18 protein-coding genes, 1 tRNA gene and 1 pseudogene are annotated in these 15,638 nt (G+C 37.8%); 3 read left to right on the forward strand and 17 right to left on the reverse strand.

Going from position 1 to position 15,638, the window contains the following annotated elements; translation table 11 throughout:
* Positions 1-14: 14 nt before the first annotated feature.
* The 3 genes from rimM to PLEUR7319_RS0132590 form a co-directional block, all read right to left on the reverse strand.
* The gene (rimM, locus tag PLEUR7319_RS0132580; RefSeq protein WP_019509442.1) at positions 15-689 is read right to left on the reverse strand and encodes a ribosome maturation factor RimM; all 675 of its coding nucleotides are present in this window, start codon (positions 687-689) and stop codon (positions 15-17) included.
* 34 nt (positions 690-723) lie between these two features.
* Positions 724-2,001 (reverse strand): valine--pyruvate transaminase, encoded by a 1,278-nt coding sequence (locus PLEUR7319_RS0132585; protein ID WP_019509443.1) that lies wholly within the window; start codon positions 1,999-2,001, stop codon positions 724-726.
* Positions 2,002-2,124: 123 nt separating this feature from the next.
* Positions 2,125-2,856, reverse strand: a complete 732-nt coding sequence (locus PLEUR7319_RS0132590; protein ID WP_144054412.1) for a hypothetical protein — start codon at positions 2,854-2,856, stop codon at positions 2,125-2,127.
* A 319-nt stretch (positions 2,857-3,175) separates the two neighbouring features.
* On the opposite strand from PLEUR7319_RS0132590, the gene PLEUR7319_RS0132595 reads away from it, so the two are divergent.
* Positions 3,176-4,381 carry a DUF4336 domain-containing protein gene (locus PLEUR7319_RS0132595; RefSeq protein WP_019509447.1) on the forward strand — a complete coding sequence of 402 codons (1,206 nt, stop codon included), beginning with the start codon at positions 3,176-3,178 and terminating at the stop codon, positions 4,379-4,381.
* Between the two features lie 44 nt (positions 4,382-4,425).
* Here the strand turns inward: PLEUR7319_RS0132595 and PLEUR7319_RS0132600 are convergent, their stop codons facing one another.
* From PLEUR7319_RS0132600 to PLEUR7319_RS0132610, 3 genes are all read right to left on the reverse strand, one after another.
* A complete protein-coding gene (locus PLEUR7319_RS0132600) occupies positions 4,426-5,133 on the reverse strand; it encodes a hypothetical protein (RefSeq protein WP_019509448.1) in 708 nt (235 codons plus the stop codon).
* A 640-nt stretch (positions 5,134-5,773) separates the two neighbouring features.
* On the reverse strand, positions 5,774-5,995 hold the full coding sequence (locus PLEUR7319_RS0132605) for a type II toxin-antitoxin system HicB family antitoxin (RefSeq protein WP_019509449.1): 222 nt from the start codon (positions 5,993-5,995) through the stop codon (positions 5,774-5,776).
* A gap of 782 nt (positions 5,996-6,777) precedes the next feature.
* Positions 6,778-6,981, reverse strand: coding sequence for a hypothetical protein (locus tag PLEUR7319_RS0132610; RefSeq protein ID WP_019509450.1), 204 nt, complete (start codon positions 6,979-6,981; stop codon positions 6,778-6,780).
* A gap of 186 nt (positions 6,982-7,167) precedes the next feature.
* Here PLEUR7319_RS0132610 and rsmH point away from each other — a divergent pair, with 186 nt between their 5' ends.
* On the forward strand, positions 7,168-8,064 hold the full coding sequence (gene rsmH / locus PLEUR7319_RS0132615) for a 16S rRNA (cytosine(1402)-N(4))-methyltransferase RsmH (protein ID WP_026102929.1): 897 nt from the start codon (positions 7,168-7,170) through the stop codon (positions 8,062-8,064).
* On the opposite strand, the gene PLEUR7319_RS0132620 is transcribed toward rsmH, so the two are convergent.
* The 6 genes from PLEUR7319_RS0132620 to queG form a co-directional block, all read right to left on the reverse strand.
* Complete coding sequence (locus tag PLEUR7319_RS0132620; protein ID WP_019509452.1) at positions 8,065-8,316, reverse strand: FeoA family protein; 252 nt, start codon at positions 8,314-8,316, stop codon at positions 8,065-8,067.
* A gap of 8 nt (positions 8,317-8,324) precedes the next feature.
* Positions 8,325-8,684: a FeoA family protein gene (locus tag PLEUR7319_RS0132625; protein ID WP_019509453.1), complete on the reverse strand. Its 360-nt coding sequence runs from the start codon at positions 8,682-8,684 to the stop codon at positions 8,325-8,327.
* A gap of 500 nt (positions 8,685-9,184) precedes the next feature.
* Positions 9,185-9,256, reverse strand: a tRNA-Gln gene (locus tag PLEUR7319_RS0132630).
* A gap of 81 nt (positions 9,257-9,337) precedes the next feature.
* Positions 9,338-10,243 (reverse strand): alpha/beta fold hydrolase, encoded by a 906-nt coding sequence (locus tag PLEUR7319_RS0132635; protein ID WP_019509454.1) that lies wholly within the window; start codon positions 10,241-10,243, stop codon positions 9,338-9,340.
* Between the two features lie 69 nt (positions 10,244-10,312).
* Complete coding sequence (locus PLEUR7319_RS0132640; protein ID WP_019509455.1) at positions 10,313-10,978, reverse strand: HAD hydrolase-like protein; 666 nt, start codon at positions 10,976-10,978, stop codon at positions 10,313-10,315.
* Positions 10,979-11,060: 82 nt separating this feature from the next.
* Positions 11,061-11,993 (reverse strand): tRNA epoxyqueuosine(34) reductase QueG, encoded by a 933-nt coding sequence (gene queG / locus PLEUR7319_RS0132645; protein ID WP_019509456.1) that lies wholly within the window; start codon positions 11,991-11,993, stop codon positions 11,061-11,063.
* A gap of 141 nt (positions 11,994-12,134) precedes the next feature.
* Here queG and PLEUR7319_RS0132650 point away from each other — a divergent pair, with 141 nt between their 5' ends.
* Positions 12,135-12,470, forward strand: coding sequence for a hypothetical protein (locus tag PLEUR7319_RS0132650; RefSeq protein WP_019509457.1), 336 nt, complete (start codon positions 12,135-12,137; stop codon positions 12,468-12,470).
* Positions 12,471-12,478: 8 nt separating this feature from the next.
* Here PLEUR7319_RS0132650 and PLEUR7319_RS0132655 read toward each other — a convergent pair whose 3' ends face one another.
* From PLEUR7319_RS0132655 to PLEUR7319_RS0132675, 5 genes and pseudogenes are all read right to left on the reverse strand, one after another.
* On the reverse strand, positions 12,479-13,102 hold the full coding sequence (locus tag PLEUR7319_RS0132655; protein ID WP_019509458.1) for an alpha/beta hydrolase: 624 nt from the start codon (positions 13,100-13,102) through the stop codon (positions 12,479-12,481).
* Positions 13,103-13,258: 156 nt separating this feature from the next.
* A complete protein-coding gene (locus PLEUR7319_RS0132660) occupies positions 13,259-13,483 on the reverse strand; it encodes a hypothetical protein (protein ID WP_019509459.1) in 225 nt (74 codons plus the stop codon).
* A 96-nt stretch (positions 13,484-13,579) separates the two neighbouring features.
* Positions 13,580-14,398 carry a prohibitin family protein gene (locus PLEUR7319_RS0132665; RefSeq protein ID WP_019509460.1) on the reverse strand — a complete coding sequence of 273 codons (819 nt, stop codon included), beginning with the start codon at positions 14,396-14,398 and terminating at the stop codon, positions 13,580-13,582.
* A gap of 208 nt (positions 14,399-14,606) precedes the next feature.
* Positions 14,607-14,809, reverse strand: a pseudogene (locus PLEUR7319_RS43770) (filamentous hemagglutinin N-terminal domain-containing protein); the annotation flags it as partial.
* An 18-nt stretch (positions 14,810-14,827) separates the two neighbouring features.
* Positions 14,828-15,610, reverse strand: a complete 783-nt coding sequence (locus tag PLEUR7319_RS0132675) for a class I SAM-dependent methyltransferase (protein WP_019509462.1) — start codon at positions 15,608-15,610, stop codon at positions 14,828-14,830.
* Positions 15,611-15,638 lie beyond the last annotated feature (28 nt).

The raw sequence follows: 15,638 nt of genomic DNA on the forward strand, positions 1-15,638 counted from the left end.
CGCCAATCGCCTTTCTATTCATGGATATTGATTAATCCGTCAGGAGGTGATACCTCTAATCGATGATTAGCAATATCCACTATGGGAACAATTTCTTTGACAAAAGGAACAAATATCGTCAGTGGCTTATTTTTTTGGGGGCGATATTTTTTGCGTTTACTGCGACGGCTTATTTGAGAAAGATCGCGATGAGACTTTGCCTCCGCTGCGCGATCGCTTTTAGTTGTTGTTTCTGGTTGTTGGTGCAGTTTAATCTCTAGTAAATCGTTGCCCGCAGAGTATAAATCTATAACTACTCCAATATTTTCCCCCGTTTCTTGATCGTAAACTTCTAAGCCGACTAGATCTGAAACATGATACTCATCTTCTTGAAGTTTAGGGCGATCGCTTTTACTAACGAGTAATTTATAATCACGTAATTCCTCAGCTTGATTGCGATCTTCGATTCCTTCTAGTTTAATTACATACAAATTTTTGCCCGTCAGATATCTTCCACTCAACAACTGCACTTCTGTAATAGCTGAAGTATGAGGGTGCTGTAGCCAACGAGTCCCTGCTTGGGTAAACCTTTCAGGAAAATCAGAGTCAGGATACACCCTTAATTCACCTTTTAAACCCTGAGGAGAAGTGATTTTTCCTACTTCTAACCATTCTATTTGTTGCTTAGAAGTCGATTGTTCATCATTCATTGTTGAAGGTCAAATTATTGATTATTAATTCCAACTAAACTGCTACAGCTTGATAAACTTTTTTAGCTACTTGAGCTAAGCGCTGCATTGCTTCTGCTATTTCAGTTTCGGTAGCAGTTAGACTAATCCGTAAACATTGTTGTTTGTGCTGCCAATTTTCTCGCAACCCGGGAAAAAAAGTACTTCCAGGTACAGCAATTACCCCAACTTGTTTTAATTCCTGATAAAATTCCCAGTCTGTCATTGGTAAATCCTTGAGCCATAGCCAAGCAAAGATTGCGCCTTCACCTTGATGGAGAAACCAGGGAATATCATCGGGCATAGATTGATCGAGAGTGCTTTCTAAAATCTCAATTTTACGTTGGTAATGGGGACGAATAATATTAGTTGCAATATCTGCTAGTTTACCTGAGGAGATCGCCTTTGCTGCAATCGCCTGTCCATAGCGGGAAGAATGAATACAAGCGTTAGTTTGAAAAGATTCTAATACCTGAATCAATTCCGGCTCGCCGATAGCAATGCCAATTCTCTCTCCTGGTAATCCTGCTTTCGATAAACTCATGCAGTGAATGATATTATTACCAAACTGCGGGGTCATCTCTGTAAAGTTCAACGACGGATAGGGGGGAGCATAGGCAGAATCAATTAATACAGGAACATCATAATTAGCAGCTAAAGCCGCTATCTTAATTACTTCATCATCGGTCAAAACATTTCCTGTAGGGTTACAAGGACGAGAAAAAATTACACAACCAGTTTGCTGATTAATTTGCAGTTGACTAAAATCAGGACGATATTTGAAACGATGTTGTTTTTGGTCGATTTCTAAAGTTGGTTTATATGCTACTAAAGCTTCTGGAGTAAGGCTAACACCGCCATAGCCTGTGTAGTCCGGACTAAGAGGCAAGACAATTTGTCTCAGGTCTCCAGACTCAGTGTAGCCACCAAAGGCATTCGCAGCATAAAGATACAATGCCTGAGAACCACCTGTGATCAGAACATGGCGATCGCTCAAATTCAAATTATAACGAGTATTAAAGTCATTAATTATGGCTTCAATCAGAGGAGTATAACCTTGAGAAGAACCATAACGACAAACAACTTCACCGTATTCGTTGCTGTCTAACAACTTTTGAGTACAATCTCGCCACAACTGCTCAACCTCTGGCAAAATGACAGGATTTCCCGCACTGAGATTGATAAACTCTTTTCCTGCACTATTGTTCAAGGTTTCAATAATGTCTTTCATAATTGCTCTAACTCCAGTTAGTTGCGACATCTGAGAACCAAATTGAGATAGAACAGGATTCATGATAAATAACTATCCAAAATTAAACAAAAAAATAACTGTATCGCCCATTTTAACTTGAGTTCTCTCGGCAGATCTTGACATTCTCCCATCGCGTTGACAAATAGGCTCCGTAGCAATTAATTATTACTTTTCATGTGTAGATTTCAATAGATTTTGGTCTTTACTAGAATAGAGCGACTGTGCTATTTGCCAACATTGATAAATTCCTACAATAAATATCCCTTCGGCAAATATTTTAACTGAATCTTCTAACGCACTCAGCCATTTCCTGAGCATTCGAGCTTGGATTTCATTATCAATCATCATAGATATAAAATATTCGTTATTCGTTACTATGTCTAACACAACCATCATCAAAGATAGGAGAAAACCAATCTTAAAAAAGATAAATGAGCGTTTATAAATTTGAATTATCTGCCATTTGATGACGATATAAATTAAGAACAGCAGTAAATAGCCCCCGACAATTAAATCATCGGCTAAATCGGTAATGTCTGTCTCCTCAATACGAAATAAGTCATGTAACCAAAAATCTATTTGTTCGTGGATACCGATCGCATCATCCAAAGTCAAAAAAAATAATCCCCAGCTAACAATCAGCCAAAATAAGCTACTTTGGCTGAGTTTTTCTAACTGAGAACCTTTAGCTAGCTGATAAATTTTCCAAGATAAGCTAGCAGCAATCAATAATTGTATGCAAGATACGATAGTAATAAATCTTCCTTCTTGGAAATGAAAATCTGGAGATCGATCAACAGTAACTGCTCCGACGACTGCCAACGTAACACAAAGACTATTTAAGAACAGCGTAGTGAATAGTACCCGCTTAGTCGAGTTACTCTTAATCCAAGTCAATAGCTTCCTTCTCATTAAGATTCGATTAATCTAAGTTGATTTTAAAGTTAACAATATAGCAACTTTCCTGTATTTGCCCATATATAGCCGTACAAAGTTACGTTAGGACAAGTTTATTTGATTGCTCGTAAGTAATGAGTAATGAGTAACGAGTAACGAGTAATGAGTCTCCTAATAAAAGTTCGTATTGCTATATATCGCCAACAATTAGGAAATGACACAGATAGTTTTCCAGCCAATAATTTACTTAAAACCAACTTTTAGAGACAATATGTGAACAGATTAAGCCGATCGCCATGTTGAGGGGAGAAGATTTCGAGTGAGCCAACCAGAAACAAAAGAGCTAAATAATAATCAGATAGATTCTCAAGATTATCATTGGCGATTTTGGCCAACGGTACCCATTTATCCCTATAGCAAGCGGCGCACGATCCGCAAAGAGGTACTGAAAGATACAATTTGGACTTTCGATCAACTACAGGGGATTTTTTATGTGGTTGTACCAATTCGGATGACTGTAATTAGGTTAGAATCTGGTGGATTGCTGGTGTACGCTCCTGTTGCTCCTACTAAGCAATGTATCCATCTAGTTAAAGAATTAGTTGACCAACATGGGGATGTTAAGTATATCATTTTGCCCACAATTTCCGGGTTAGAGCATAAACATTGTGTTGGTCCTTTTGCACGCAAGTTTCCCCAGGCTATTGTATTCGTTGCTCCTAAACAATGGAGTTTCCCCGTTAATTTACCTTTGAGTTGGCTGGGTTTTCCTGCCAAACGAACTCAAGTTTTGCCCGCCGATAGCACTCAAACTCCTTTTGCCGATGAATTTGATTACGCTATTTTAGGAGATATCAATCTCAGGTTAGGTCAATTTGAGGAAGTAGCTTTCTTACACAAGCGATCGCAAACATTACTGGTCACTGATTCAATTATCTCGATTCCCACTAAACCGCCTGAGATTATTGAGCAAGATCTTTATCCTTTGCTGTTTCATGCTAGAGATAGTGCTACAGAAGCGATCGTCGATACTCAAGGCAATCGCATCCGAGGATGGCAAAGAATCTGTTTATTTGCCCTATATTTTAAAGCCAGTGTCTTAGAAACACCTAGTATTAGAAAGACTATAATCGATGCCTGGCGATCGCCGAACAAGTCAGCAAAAGCTTACTGGGGCTTGTATCCTTTTGAATGGAAAATCAACTGGGAAGAGTGCTTTGATACGTTACGCAGTGATGGTCGTTTATTAGTGGCACCAATTCTCCAGACTTTAATTCTCAATCGCGCTCCCCAAGAGACTTTACAATGGGCAGATACGATTACTCGTTGGAACTTCAATCGTATTATTCCTTGTCATTTCGATGCTCCAATCCACGCTACTCCCCAAGAATTTCGTCAAGCATTCACCTTTTTAGAACCGAATGCTAAAAATATCGCTCGCTTTCCTGATGCTGACTTAAAAACATTAAAATATATTGATGCTTTCTTGTACAAACCCGGTCTTGTACCTCCGCCAAAAATTTAAGTAACCAGAAAGGCTATCCTGCAATCAACTTCTGATGACCAAAATTATCTGGGGACACAATTATCTGAGGGACAAGAAACCTCAATAGCTGCAATCACAGCATCTTCACGATATTTATCAGTTTTATAGGATACTTGAGGATATTCTGGATAAATACCGGAAAAGCTCAATCCATTGGAACTTGATTTAAAATATGACGCTCTAAAGCGCATATTTGGCGGCATATAGTTACTAAAGGTGATGTATTCTCTCGATTCATTTTCGACATTATAAGATAAAGTAGCGTTCCCATAAATTTTCTCAGCTTCTTCAATTCTAGTGCCGACTTTAACGCCTTCTTTGGTTTGATAATTAAAATTATCCGTCATTAAGGTGGTAATGAGATCTTCGTCGGTGGGAGTTACTCGATCAGGATGAGACGTGGTTCCCGCGGGATAAAGAATATAATACTGGACAATACTACCCTGACTAACAGCGATCGCATTCACATCAACCATAAAAGGTGATATTAGTTTGAACTCAGTTTTGTGATCGGATATTTGTTTAAGCTTACCCAGTGTCATTCCTAATTTAGCTCGGCCAATGCCTTCTGATGAGATCATGAACTCTTTCCCTACAGAAGTTCTGATATTCGGCTTAGTTTGACTAGGTTCAGCAGATTGAATCTCTTGAGATTTAGTTTCAAGAGATTTAGGTTGACAAGCTGACAAAAATAATCCGGTCAACAAAGTCAACAAAACAATTTTTTTCATTAGTACAATTTGAATTATGAAGTCTATTAGTAGGCTTTATTACTATTGAATTTTATGGACAAGCCTTATTTTAGCTAATAACAAATAAAATATAGTAAAGCCCTGATTTCAAGCTTCTATTAACGTTTCTAGATGTTGCTTTCTTCGCCAAATAATTGATTTTGGGACCTCAAGCAATTGCTAAATCAAATCTAGCTTTAGTGAGCTTAAAAAGAGACTAATATTCTTGAAAAACAGATTGTATGACCGCAATGATAAAACTAGATTTTGTATTTAAACGAGCTACAATTACTAAAATTCATCTTAATTAAAGAGTGATTCAAACTATAAGCATAGTAATTAGCTATTATTTCTAGGCCTGATTTTGTTGCCATCTTAGGCAACATTTTTATTTGATTCCATCTAGTACCCCTTCACGCAAGTAAAAAGCCAAAAGAAAGAAGTACTAATTTTCAAGCTGTTCAAAAATTTTAGTTAATGAACTTATGTTAATATACATTTGCCAGCCACTTAAACTAATCAATTTAAGCGGAATCGTTGCTTATAGCTTATTGATATTTTGCTTAAGAGAATTATACTAACTAAACGCTTGAGCTACTTTTGAGGTGACAATTTATTAGTAATTACATAAACATAAGAATCATGCTTTTTGTAATAATCCCGTAAAAGTATTTGCTTCTGGTAAAGAAGAGCCTTCAGCAATAGAGGAACTAACCATTAACTGTAAAACTTCTTTAGCATTTTGTAGGGCTTCTTCGTAGGTATCTCCGTAAGTATGACATAACTCTCCCCACTCTGGAAGAGTAACTACAAAGCAGTTATCTTTATGAGACCATTGAATGACCATACTATAATTCAGCATTTTTTCTTTTTCTTGGTAATCTTATAGATAAAGGTAAATTGTGATAGTGGTATAAGTAACTGGAGTTAAAAATATAACAAAAGCTAGTAATTATAAGAGCTTCAGTACTTAATTTATTTTTCAAAACATCTATTAATCATATTTTTAAGATTATTATTCAATCTTAAATAAAGATCGTCAGAACGTCATCTTCTAATATCAATTATCTTTAATAATGCAGTATGGTCGTACAAAATTATGTTAGGACATTAAAAGTGGTTGGTTCGGAAGTAATGAGTAATGAGTAATAATTTTTTAATAGACAGAATAGTAGGTGGGTGTAATTAAATATAAAATGCCTAGGGCAAGGAAATAGGGAACAGGGAATAGAGAAACAGCTTATTATCCACAAGCTTGTAAGCCCCGCTCAAGACCGCATGCGTCCGCTTCTAACTCAACTGTGACAAGTTAAGAAAAAAGATTGAGTGTCAACCACCATATATGGTGTTTAATTAAAACAAATACACAATATATGGATTTAGATATTTAGTGCGCACGGCGGTTTGATATTTAACTCTTGAGCAAAAAAAGTAATAACAGTACTTGTTACTTGTTACTCATTACTCGTTACTCAAAAACAATTTGACAAACGACGTAGACCCTTAACTTGTCAACAATGCTTCTAACTGGCTTATGGCTTATAGCCACGAGTTTTGCTCGTTTATCGAAAAGCTGACAGCCTAAAATAAGTCTTAAGCAGATACTGCCCAACGCTTTAATTAAACCTGTAACGAGATACTAATTTATTTCATTGGGTTTAGTTCAGTTTCTTGAAGCTGATAAATTGTTTCTGGCACTGATTGTGCATTGCTACTAAATGGTGTGTATGAAGCAATCATTATTAGAGGAAGAATCAAGGTTACTACCGCAACTCCTGTTCCTAAAATTCCTGCCCACCTATGACCAGGAGAGTCTTCTGCTTTTCCTGGGTGTTTGCTAACTTCCATATATGGATATGATAAATTCAGCTTTATCTCGATCAACAGACGGTGCAATTAGAGAAATAAAGCCAATATTATAACTTTCTTTTTCTAACTACATTACAATTGTAACTACAACATCCCATTAAATTGGTATCTTATCTAACTTAGGTTATAAAATCTTAATTAAGATTTTGGGGAAGGAGTAAATTATTGAAAGCACAGGAAGCAACATCATTTAATCATTATTCTGTGCTAAGTCGAGAATTGATTGTCGGGTTGGAGATCTTGGCAGAAGGACAATATCTTGATGCTACTGTTGGCGGTGGCGGGCATAGTGAATTGATTTTAAATCAAGGGAAAAATATTAAGTTACTGGCAATAGATCGAGATCAAATTGCGATCGCCGCAGCTAAAAGTAGATTAGCCGATTACTATCCCCAGCAAATAGATTTTTGGCAAGGTAACTTTGCTGACTATCAACCAGGCGATTTGTTATTTGACGGCATTATTGCCGATCTGGGGGTTAGTTCTCCGCAACTAGACATTCCCGAACGAGGCTTTAGTTTTCGTCATACTGCTCCTCTAGATATGCGAATGGATCGCTCTAAAGGAATTACAGCAGCAGAGATTGTCAACCACTGGAAAGAAGTTTCCTTAGCTGATTTGATCTATGAATATGGAGAAGAAAGATTTTCTCGGCGTATTGCTAAAAAAATTGTCCAACAACGTCCTTTCCTCACCACGATAGATTTAGCAAATGCGATCGCCTCCGCCGTACCAGGAAAATATCGTCACGGTAGAATTCATCCTGCTACTCGCACTTTTCAGGCCTTACGCATCGAAGTTAATCAGGAATTAATTTCTTTAGAAAAATTTATTGCTAATGCTCCCACTTGGCTTAAACCCGGGGGCAAAATTGGTATTATAAGTTTTCATAGCTTGGAAGATCGCATTGTTAAACATCGTTTCCGCGACAATGAGTTATTAGAAGTCATTACCAAGAAACCAATTACTGCTCAAAGAGACGAGCAACGAGAAAATCCGCGATCGCGATCGGCTAAATTAAGATTTGCTAGCAGAAAAATGGAGCGAGGAAAAATTGACTGATTAATCATCTTCAGCTAAGTCTTCGATACATAGAGCATTAGCCTCTGGCTTAGATAGGGTAATAATTTTTTCTTGCAGCATAATTTGTACTGCCCCCTCAGCCAAAGATAAATTCAGCAGGATAAAGGGAGTACCAGGTATCAGCCCTTTCGACATTAATCTTCCTACATAACCGCCATAAACTAGGCTATAGCCAGCAACAATTGCTACGGAACCTAAAGATAGTTCTCGAATACTGGTTGTTATTTTCATTATCTCTATTAACTAGCCAAAGTTACGATGATTTTTTGAGCAATTTCCGCTCCCATACCAATCAACTTTTCTTCCCAGCGAACTACTACCGAGCCATTACTAGTTCTACTGACTAATTGCACTTTTCTTCCTGGCTTTAGGTGTAAATTTTGTAGCTGGCGAGTGATGCTCTTGGCAGTAAGAATCTGAGTAATCATCAGAAAATTTCCTGTAGGGGTTTGACTCAAAAGCTTACTATTGGGAGGTAAATGCAACTGTTCTACTAAATCCGCTGATGATTTTGTAGAACTAGTACCAATAAAGATAAATTCTTGAAACTGTTTAATCCCTTTTGATTGTTTGTGCTTGAGATCTATGGCATGGGTCATGAGCATTCAAAATTTTATTGATACTAATTTTTATTTAGTTGTTCTTAAATAGATATAGCGTGATTATAACTTGTTGACAATCATTTTTAAGTAGATTTAATTATTTGGTTCAAATATTATTGCTGATGACTAGTAGAGTTCGGAAAAGTATAGCCGTACAAAGTTACGTTAGGACAAGTTTATTTGATTGCTCGTAAGTGAAGGTGCGACCCCCTAAAGGATTCAGCAGTTGCTCATGGGGGAAACCCCCAAGACCGCACTGCTTCACCGCGTCGACGTAAGGCGTTTACCCAGGAGCGTTATCTGGGCAAGGGAATGCGCGACCGAAGGAAGTCCTTTAGGGCACCTCCCGAAGGGTGAGTAACGAGTAACGAGTAATGAGTATCCTAATAAAAGTTCGTATTGCTATAAATTACACAAACAAGATATTGAACTAAAAACTCCGAACTAAAGCGAAGCGACCTTAAGGTTGAGAAGTTAAGACAGGCTTTAATTTTTAACTGGGGTGCTAGGATTCGAACCTAGGAATGGCGATACCAAAAACCGCTGCCTTACCGCTTGGCGACACCCCATTGATTTTCGACATAGACATCATAGCAAGTTTTTACCTCAGTTTGTCAAGCAATTTTCGTAAAAAAAATTCTGCTTAATCTCTAAGAGGCATATTGCCGAATTTCTTGGAGCGCTTTACGTAACCCCGAAGTGTGTATTAAACCCACGTATCCCGAATAAAGACACTGCATCTTGTCTCTGCTTAAGACATAAACATGATTTATCCCCAGAGGGCTATTCCAAGTATTGATCGTGGTTCCATCAGCTAAACTGACGACAATTTGCGATCGCTCCAGATGACGACGATCTGCATCAGTCATTCCAGGTACTGAACGTAATCGACCAATAACTTCACTAGCAGAGTCTTCTTGGGGAGACGCTCCTAGTTGAGGATGTGACCAAAAATTTTGAATTAGAGGAATCATTTCAGGATGGCATTTCATCGCTGCATGGGGGATGCCTGATATCAGAGTCCAGTTAGCATGAGCAAACTTTGTATTTTCGACAGTTACCAAACCATCACTACCCAGATTGATATCACTAGCAACTGAGAGAGTTGGAATCTTTTGAGCAATCTTCTCTGCTATGCCACGGCGATTTTTGCCTAAATCCCTAGCCATACCGATACCGATACCCAAAGGATCGATGATCCGAGCGATGTTGGAACCACCAACTGGAGAACCTAATAAGATTAATGAGTGTACTTTCTGCCACCATTGAGGATTGCGATTAAGCAGTTCTAAGCAGATTAAACCACCCATAGAATGTCCCATAATTTTGATTGGGGTATCGGGATAGCTATTAATTACCTGAGTCGCAATCTGTTCTAATCGCTGAACTAGAGGTTCAATTCTGATGAAAGTATTGATTAACCCCAAATTAGGGGCAGTGATTACCGTCTGAGGATCGGCAGCAGCTTTCGCCAATTTACTGATATCACTAGCCGTATCTGCCCAGCCATGCTGAGCAAATAATAAGAATTTGGGATCATTATCATCTACTGCCATGAAAATCAGGGAAATTATACTCAACACTCCAGTTGTAGCTTATTTATAAGACAAACTTCAAATAATAAGCTAATTAGCAGTAGTTTTTGCTCGCTGAGGTTGTAAAAGAGCGATCGCCTGCAACAATTCTTGGGGTTGATTTACCAACAAATCTGGTTGATATTTCTGTAAGATATCCGCTGAATTAAATCCCCAACTTACGGCAATAACCCCTATTTTACTTTTCCTAGCCGATCTGATATCTCTAGTTTCATCGCCGATATAAGTCACATAGGATTTATGTAAATTGTTTTCTTTGATTACTTGATTAATTACGCGATGCTTACCAAAGATAGCTGTACTAGAGTAAATAAAACTGAATAAAGAACTTAGGCAATTATTAGCCAAAAATATTTCGACATTTTTTTTGATATTTGAGGTGACAATCCCTAAAATATAGCCTCTATTTTTTAATTCAAATAATACCTGGTGTAGATCGTTTATGGGTGGTAATTCAGCAATCTCTTTACTCAATTCAGCTCGAACTCTTCGAACCAAAAAAGGCAATTTAAATATAGATATTTCCGAACGTTTAACTATTTCACGAGAACTTAAATTTTTTAAAAATAATAACTCATCTTGAGTTAAAGCCTTGTAACCAAATTCATCAGATAATTGATTAGTGATGTTAGCGATCGCTTGATAAGTATCAGCAATCGTGCCATCAAAGTCAAATAAAATTACCCTAGCAGTCATCAAATTCTCGATATATTATATTAGGTGATTAATAAAGCAATTATAGTCAGCAAAAACTTTAATATCTGCCGGGGAAAAACAATTACTTCTCTCTGTTTAGATTAGCATGGGCATTACGTTGCCACATACTGGGCTTGATTCTTCTTAGTGCAGAGGCTCGAAATCTTCGATCCCATTCTGCTTGAGAAATACTGGCTAGCTCTTCTAGTTGAGGCTGAATATTGACAGGATAGGGTTGAAAATCACTGACATCGGTTTCTTGAGCAAAACGTTGATTCCAGGGACAAACATCCTGACAAATATCACATCCTGCTACCCAACCTGATAATTGATTGGCAATTGCTTCAGGTAATTTTGGGCTGCGATTTTCAATCGTATGATAGGCAATACATCGATTAGCATCAACTACATAAGGTTTAACAATAGCATCGGTTGGGCAAGCTTCTAAACAACGAGTACAAGTTCCACAATGGCTAGTATGGGGGGCATCTGGAGTCAAGGTTAAATTTGTTAAAATCTCACCAATAAATACCCAACTACCGTATTTTCTGGTAATTACGTTACCATTTTTAGCAATCCAGCCAATTCCCGCCCTTTCTGCCCAGACCTTATCCTGCACAGGAGCAGTATCTACATAGTAACGAGTCAGAATCCCTTCATCTTGCGATCGCAACCAATTACTGAGCTGTTTAAGTTTCTTGCCCATAACTTTGTGGTAGTCTCTGCCCCAACCATAACGAGAAATTTTGGCTATCTCGGGGTCATCGGAATGTTGATGGGGAGTATAGTAATTAAGGGCTACAGAAATCAGCGATCGCACTTCTGGCATACAGGTACGGATATCTTCTCTTTTGGGGCTTGCCATCCAGTTCATTTCAGCTTGATATCCCGAAGCCAGCCAGTTTTTTAGATGATCTACGGCGCGATCTTGGTGGTTATCTATCCCTGCAATACCCACTAAATGAAAGCCGATGTCCATCGCCGCCGCTTTAACTTGAGAGCTATTTAAAAGCATATTCAAAGTTGAAGGATGAGGAACATACTGTAAGCAAGAAACATCTAGAACTCTACAATTAGCTGTTAAAAAATTGAACAGCTTATAGCTCAGGGCTTTGCCCTTTTAATCGCAGCTTAACCAAATCATATCTTGATTACTATGAAATATATTTACTTTGGTTTATTAACTTTAACTTTATTAGCTACGAGCAGTATGGCAGTTGCAGAAAGTTCAATTAGCACCAAAAAGAATAACCAATACCCTGCGGAATTTATGCAGGACTATGCCCAGGAATGTATCCAAACTTCTATGGGAGAGGGGTTAGATGAAGCAGAAGCTCAGAAATTATGTGACTGCACCATTAATGAATTTCAACAACAATATAGTTTGTCAGAATTCAAACAGTTAACGGCAGCTTCCGCTACAGATGAACAGGCAGAGACTGCTTTAGTTGAGGTGGGACAAGTTTGTTTTGAACAAATTTTGTACGAGTAATAAAAAATTTACTCTAAAATATTTTCGGTGATAAATTGTTTAAATAAGGCGATCGCTGGTTCTTGAACTTCGTGTCCCATATCAAATTCTTGATACTTAACTGAAACACCAACTTTGCTTAACTCGTCCCTGGCTTTGATAGCAGCTTTTAGAGGAACAACTGGATCTTGTCTACCATGAATAATTATAGTTGGTGGATAGATTTTATCTTCTTGAAATTGTGGTTGGTAATGAAGATAGCCGCTTAAGCTACACAAAGCAGCGAAGGGTAAAGTCAACCCCACATCCAGGGTCATTGCCCCACCCTGAGAAAAACCTGCCAGAACAGTTTTGTTGAGAGGTACACCTGTAGAAGATTCTAAGGAGACTAGCCAATCAAGCAATATTTGTCTGCTGGTGGATAAACCATCAAATTCATTAGTTTCTAGAGCATACCAGGCCCTACCTCCGGGTACTTGAAAGTGTTCAAAAGGGGCATTAGGAAATATATAACCAAAACCAGGAAAGTTCAGGACTTTGGCAAAAGGAACAAAATCTTGGTAGTTAGCTCCCCAGCCATGGAGTACAACTAGTAAATAGGTTGGCTTGCCGTTATTTGGCATGGCAGAAATAGCTTCAATTTGAGGATTCATAGATAGTACTAATGACTTAATATTTTATTTTTGGGGAAATTCTCGAAATATTATTATTAATAACTGCTAATGTAGGCATAAATCAAAACCCAGGTGATGACACCTGGGACAATACCTCTCAATAATATTCTGAACCTGTTTTAGTTGGTATTAAAACTAATACAAGGTGCTAACCAAACTTTGCTGCTTAAGCTCATCAATTATTTTATTTAAATACCAGCTTTCAGCTTTGCCTGGATTTTTGTTTTTTTCCAAGTTGATCATACTTTGAGCAACTTCTTCGCAGTTATCTACCAGCCTGACCAATTGACGATAACGCTTACTAACTTGTACAACTTCACGATAACTTTCCCACCACGTATTTGAGATTTTAGTAGCCATCTAATTGTTCATGTAATAATTATCATCCACAATATAGCCAGAAATACTGAGAACGTCATGACCAAATTTCAAAATAGATTGAAATTTTTGTTCAACTTACTGATTAATTTTTTGCGGATCGATGTTAATAAAGGGTAATGCACCATCGCCACCCATGACCGTAGGAAATTTGCCATCCCATTTATTAATCGCTTCTTTCTGCAACAGTGCAGGGGTTAAAGTCAGCTTTTGTAATCTTTGAGCTTCTGCTTGTCCCTTAGCCCGATTAATTTCTGCTTGAGCGGTTTTTTCAGCTTTTAAAGCCTCAAAATCTGCTTGTTTAGCTTGTTGTTCGGCAATTTGTTTAGCTTCGATCGCCTTGGCAAATTCTGGGGAGAAAGAAACGTTAACCAAAGAAACATCGTCAACTAAAATTCCATAGTTGCTCAGTCTTTCCTTGAGCTCAACATCAATCTGTTTTTTGACCTCTGTACGCTTAGTAATAATTTCTTCCGCATTCTTTTGAGCGGTCGCTGCTTTGACAATTTCGGAAACTGCGGGGGTAATGATCCGAAAAATGATTTGTTCTTCATCACCAATGCGCTGATAGATATTATTTACTTTTTCTGGATCGATGTGCCAATTAAGAGCAACCTCAGTTTTGATATCTTGTAAATCTTTAGAAGATGCCTCCGAACTGATGTCATTCTTTTGCACTCTGACACTAAGGGTTTTTACTGAAGTAACCACTGGAATAATGGCATGTAATCCTTCGTCCAGAATAGTATCCTGTACCTTACCAAAACGCATCACAACTCCTCTTTCGCCTGCTTTAACGATAGTGAAAGGTTTGAGAATACCCAGCGTCATAAATAGTAAGAAACCTAAACCAGCATAAGCAATTAATTTATAGGGAACATCTGTATTTCTCTTCATATAATTATCCTTTACAAAACTCGGAAAATATTACCTTGTAAACCCAAATAGATTTGCCAATTTTATAGATATATCCTTCTTTCAAGAAACTCGCCAGATTATTGATATATATGAACTTAAAAAGTTGAGTTTCTTAGGAGAGGGTTGACTTTTGGAGCCTCAAAACCCTGAATCTCAACGTTATCACGAACATTGACCGTCATGCTCTATCTTCAAACAAAATACTGCCAGCAGTAGTATCGAAAAAAGACCCCCCAATATCTAACCTGGCATTGTTGCCAAAAAGAATTCCTGCGGGGTTAACTAACAAAATAAATTAGCACTGCCATTAGCACTAATTAAACCATCGATATTGGATATATTGCTCCCTGTGACTTTAGAAAGGATATTGCTTATGTCTATGGGGTTATTAAGTGATGATATGTAAATTTAAACCTTGAGAAATTTCTTACTATTTAACAGAAATTGATGAAATTTTGGATATTTTTTGATTCTATTTTTCCATCTTGTTATCCAAAGCTTTTTGCTCGCTGTTCTAAAATACTCACTTTCGTCTATAGATAAAGTTTTGAGCTTTTCAGCATAAAAACTAATAGCTTCGTTAAGTAAAATGGCATAAACACTTCCGCCAAGCTTGATGCTTTGAAATTGAACTGAATTTTGGGATAAGTATTGCTTTATCTTGTTGATCCCCTGGAAAACGAAACCAGAGTCGTGAAAAGCTATAATTGCGTTGGGATGACTAACCTTAAGACAAAACATGAAGTCGGAAATTACCGCTGTATTGGTATGCTCTCCGTCAATAAAGCAAAGGTTTGGCTTCTCGACTATCTCACTGGGACTTAAATCCCTGGCATCACTGTCAAAATTAGTAATCTTCTGCTGGGCAATTGAGGGGAAAGCTTGAGCTAAATTGCTTAACATCCTTTCGGTGGAGTTATTGTCATAGCGATACAATTTGCCTCGCTCATCAGGTTGCAATTCGGGACGTTTATCAATGGAATAGATTAGCTTGCAATGGTGATCTACAAAGTAAGGCTGAATAGTGCCACCTAGGTGAGAACCTATCTCTAAATATACATATTCATTACGCTCTCTGATACAGTCCTGAAGCAAGAGTAAAGACTTTCTGTCCTCCTCTGAAGTTTGGGATGGTATGGCAGCAAAAAGAGTGGTATCAAGAGAACTTATTCGTTCATCTAATGTAGTCATTATTCTTCCTTCAACAGATAATAAGCGG

It is taken from the genome of Pleurocapsa sp. PCC 7319 (genome assembly GCF_000332195.1).
Lineage (GTDB): Bacteria > Cyanobacteriota > Cyanobacteriia > Cyanobacteriales > Xenococcaceae > Waterburya.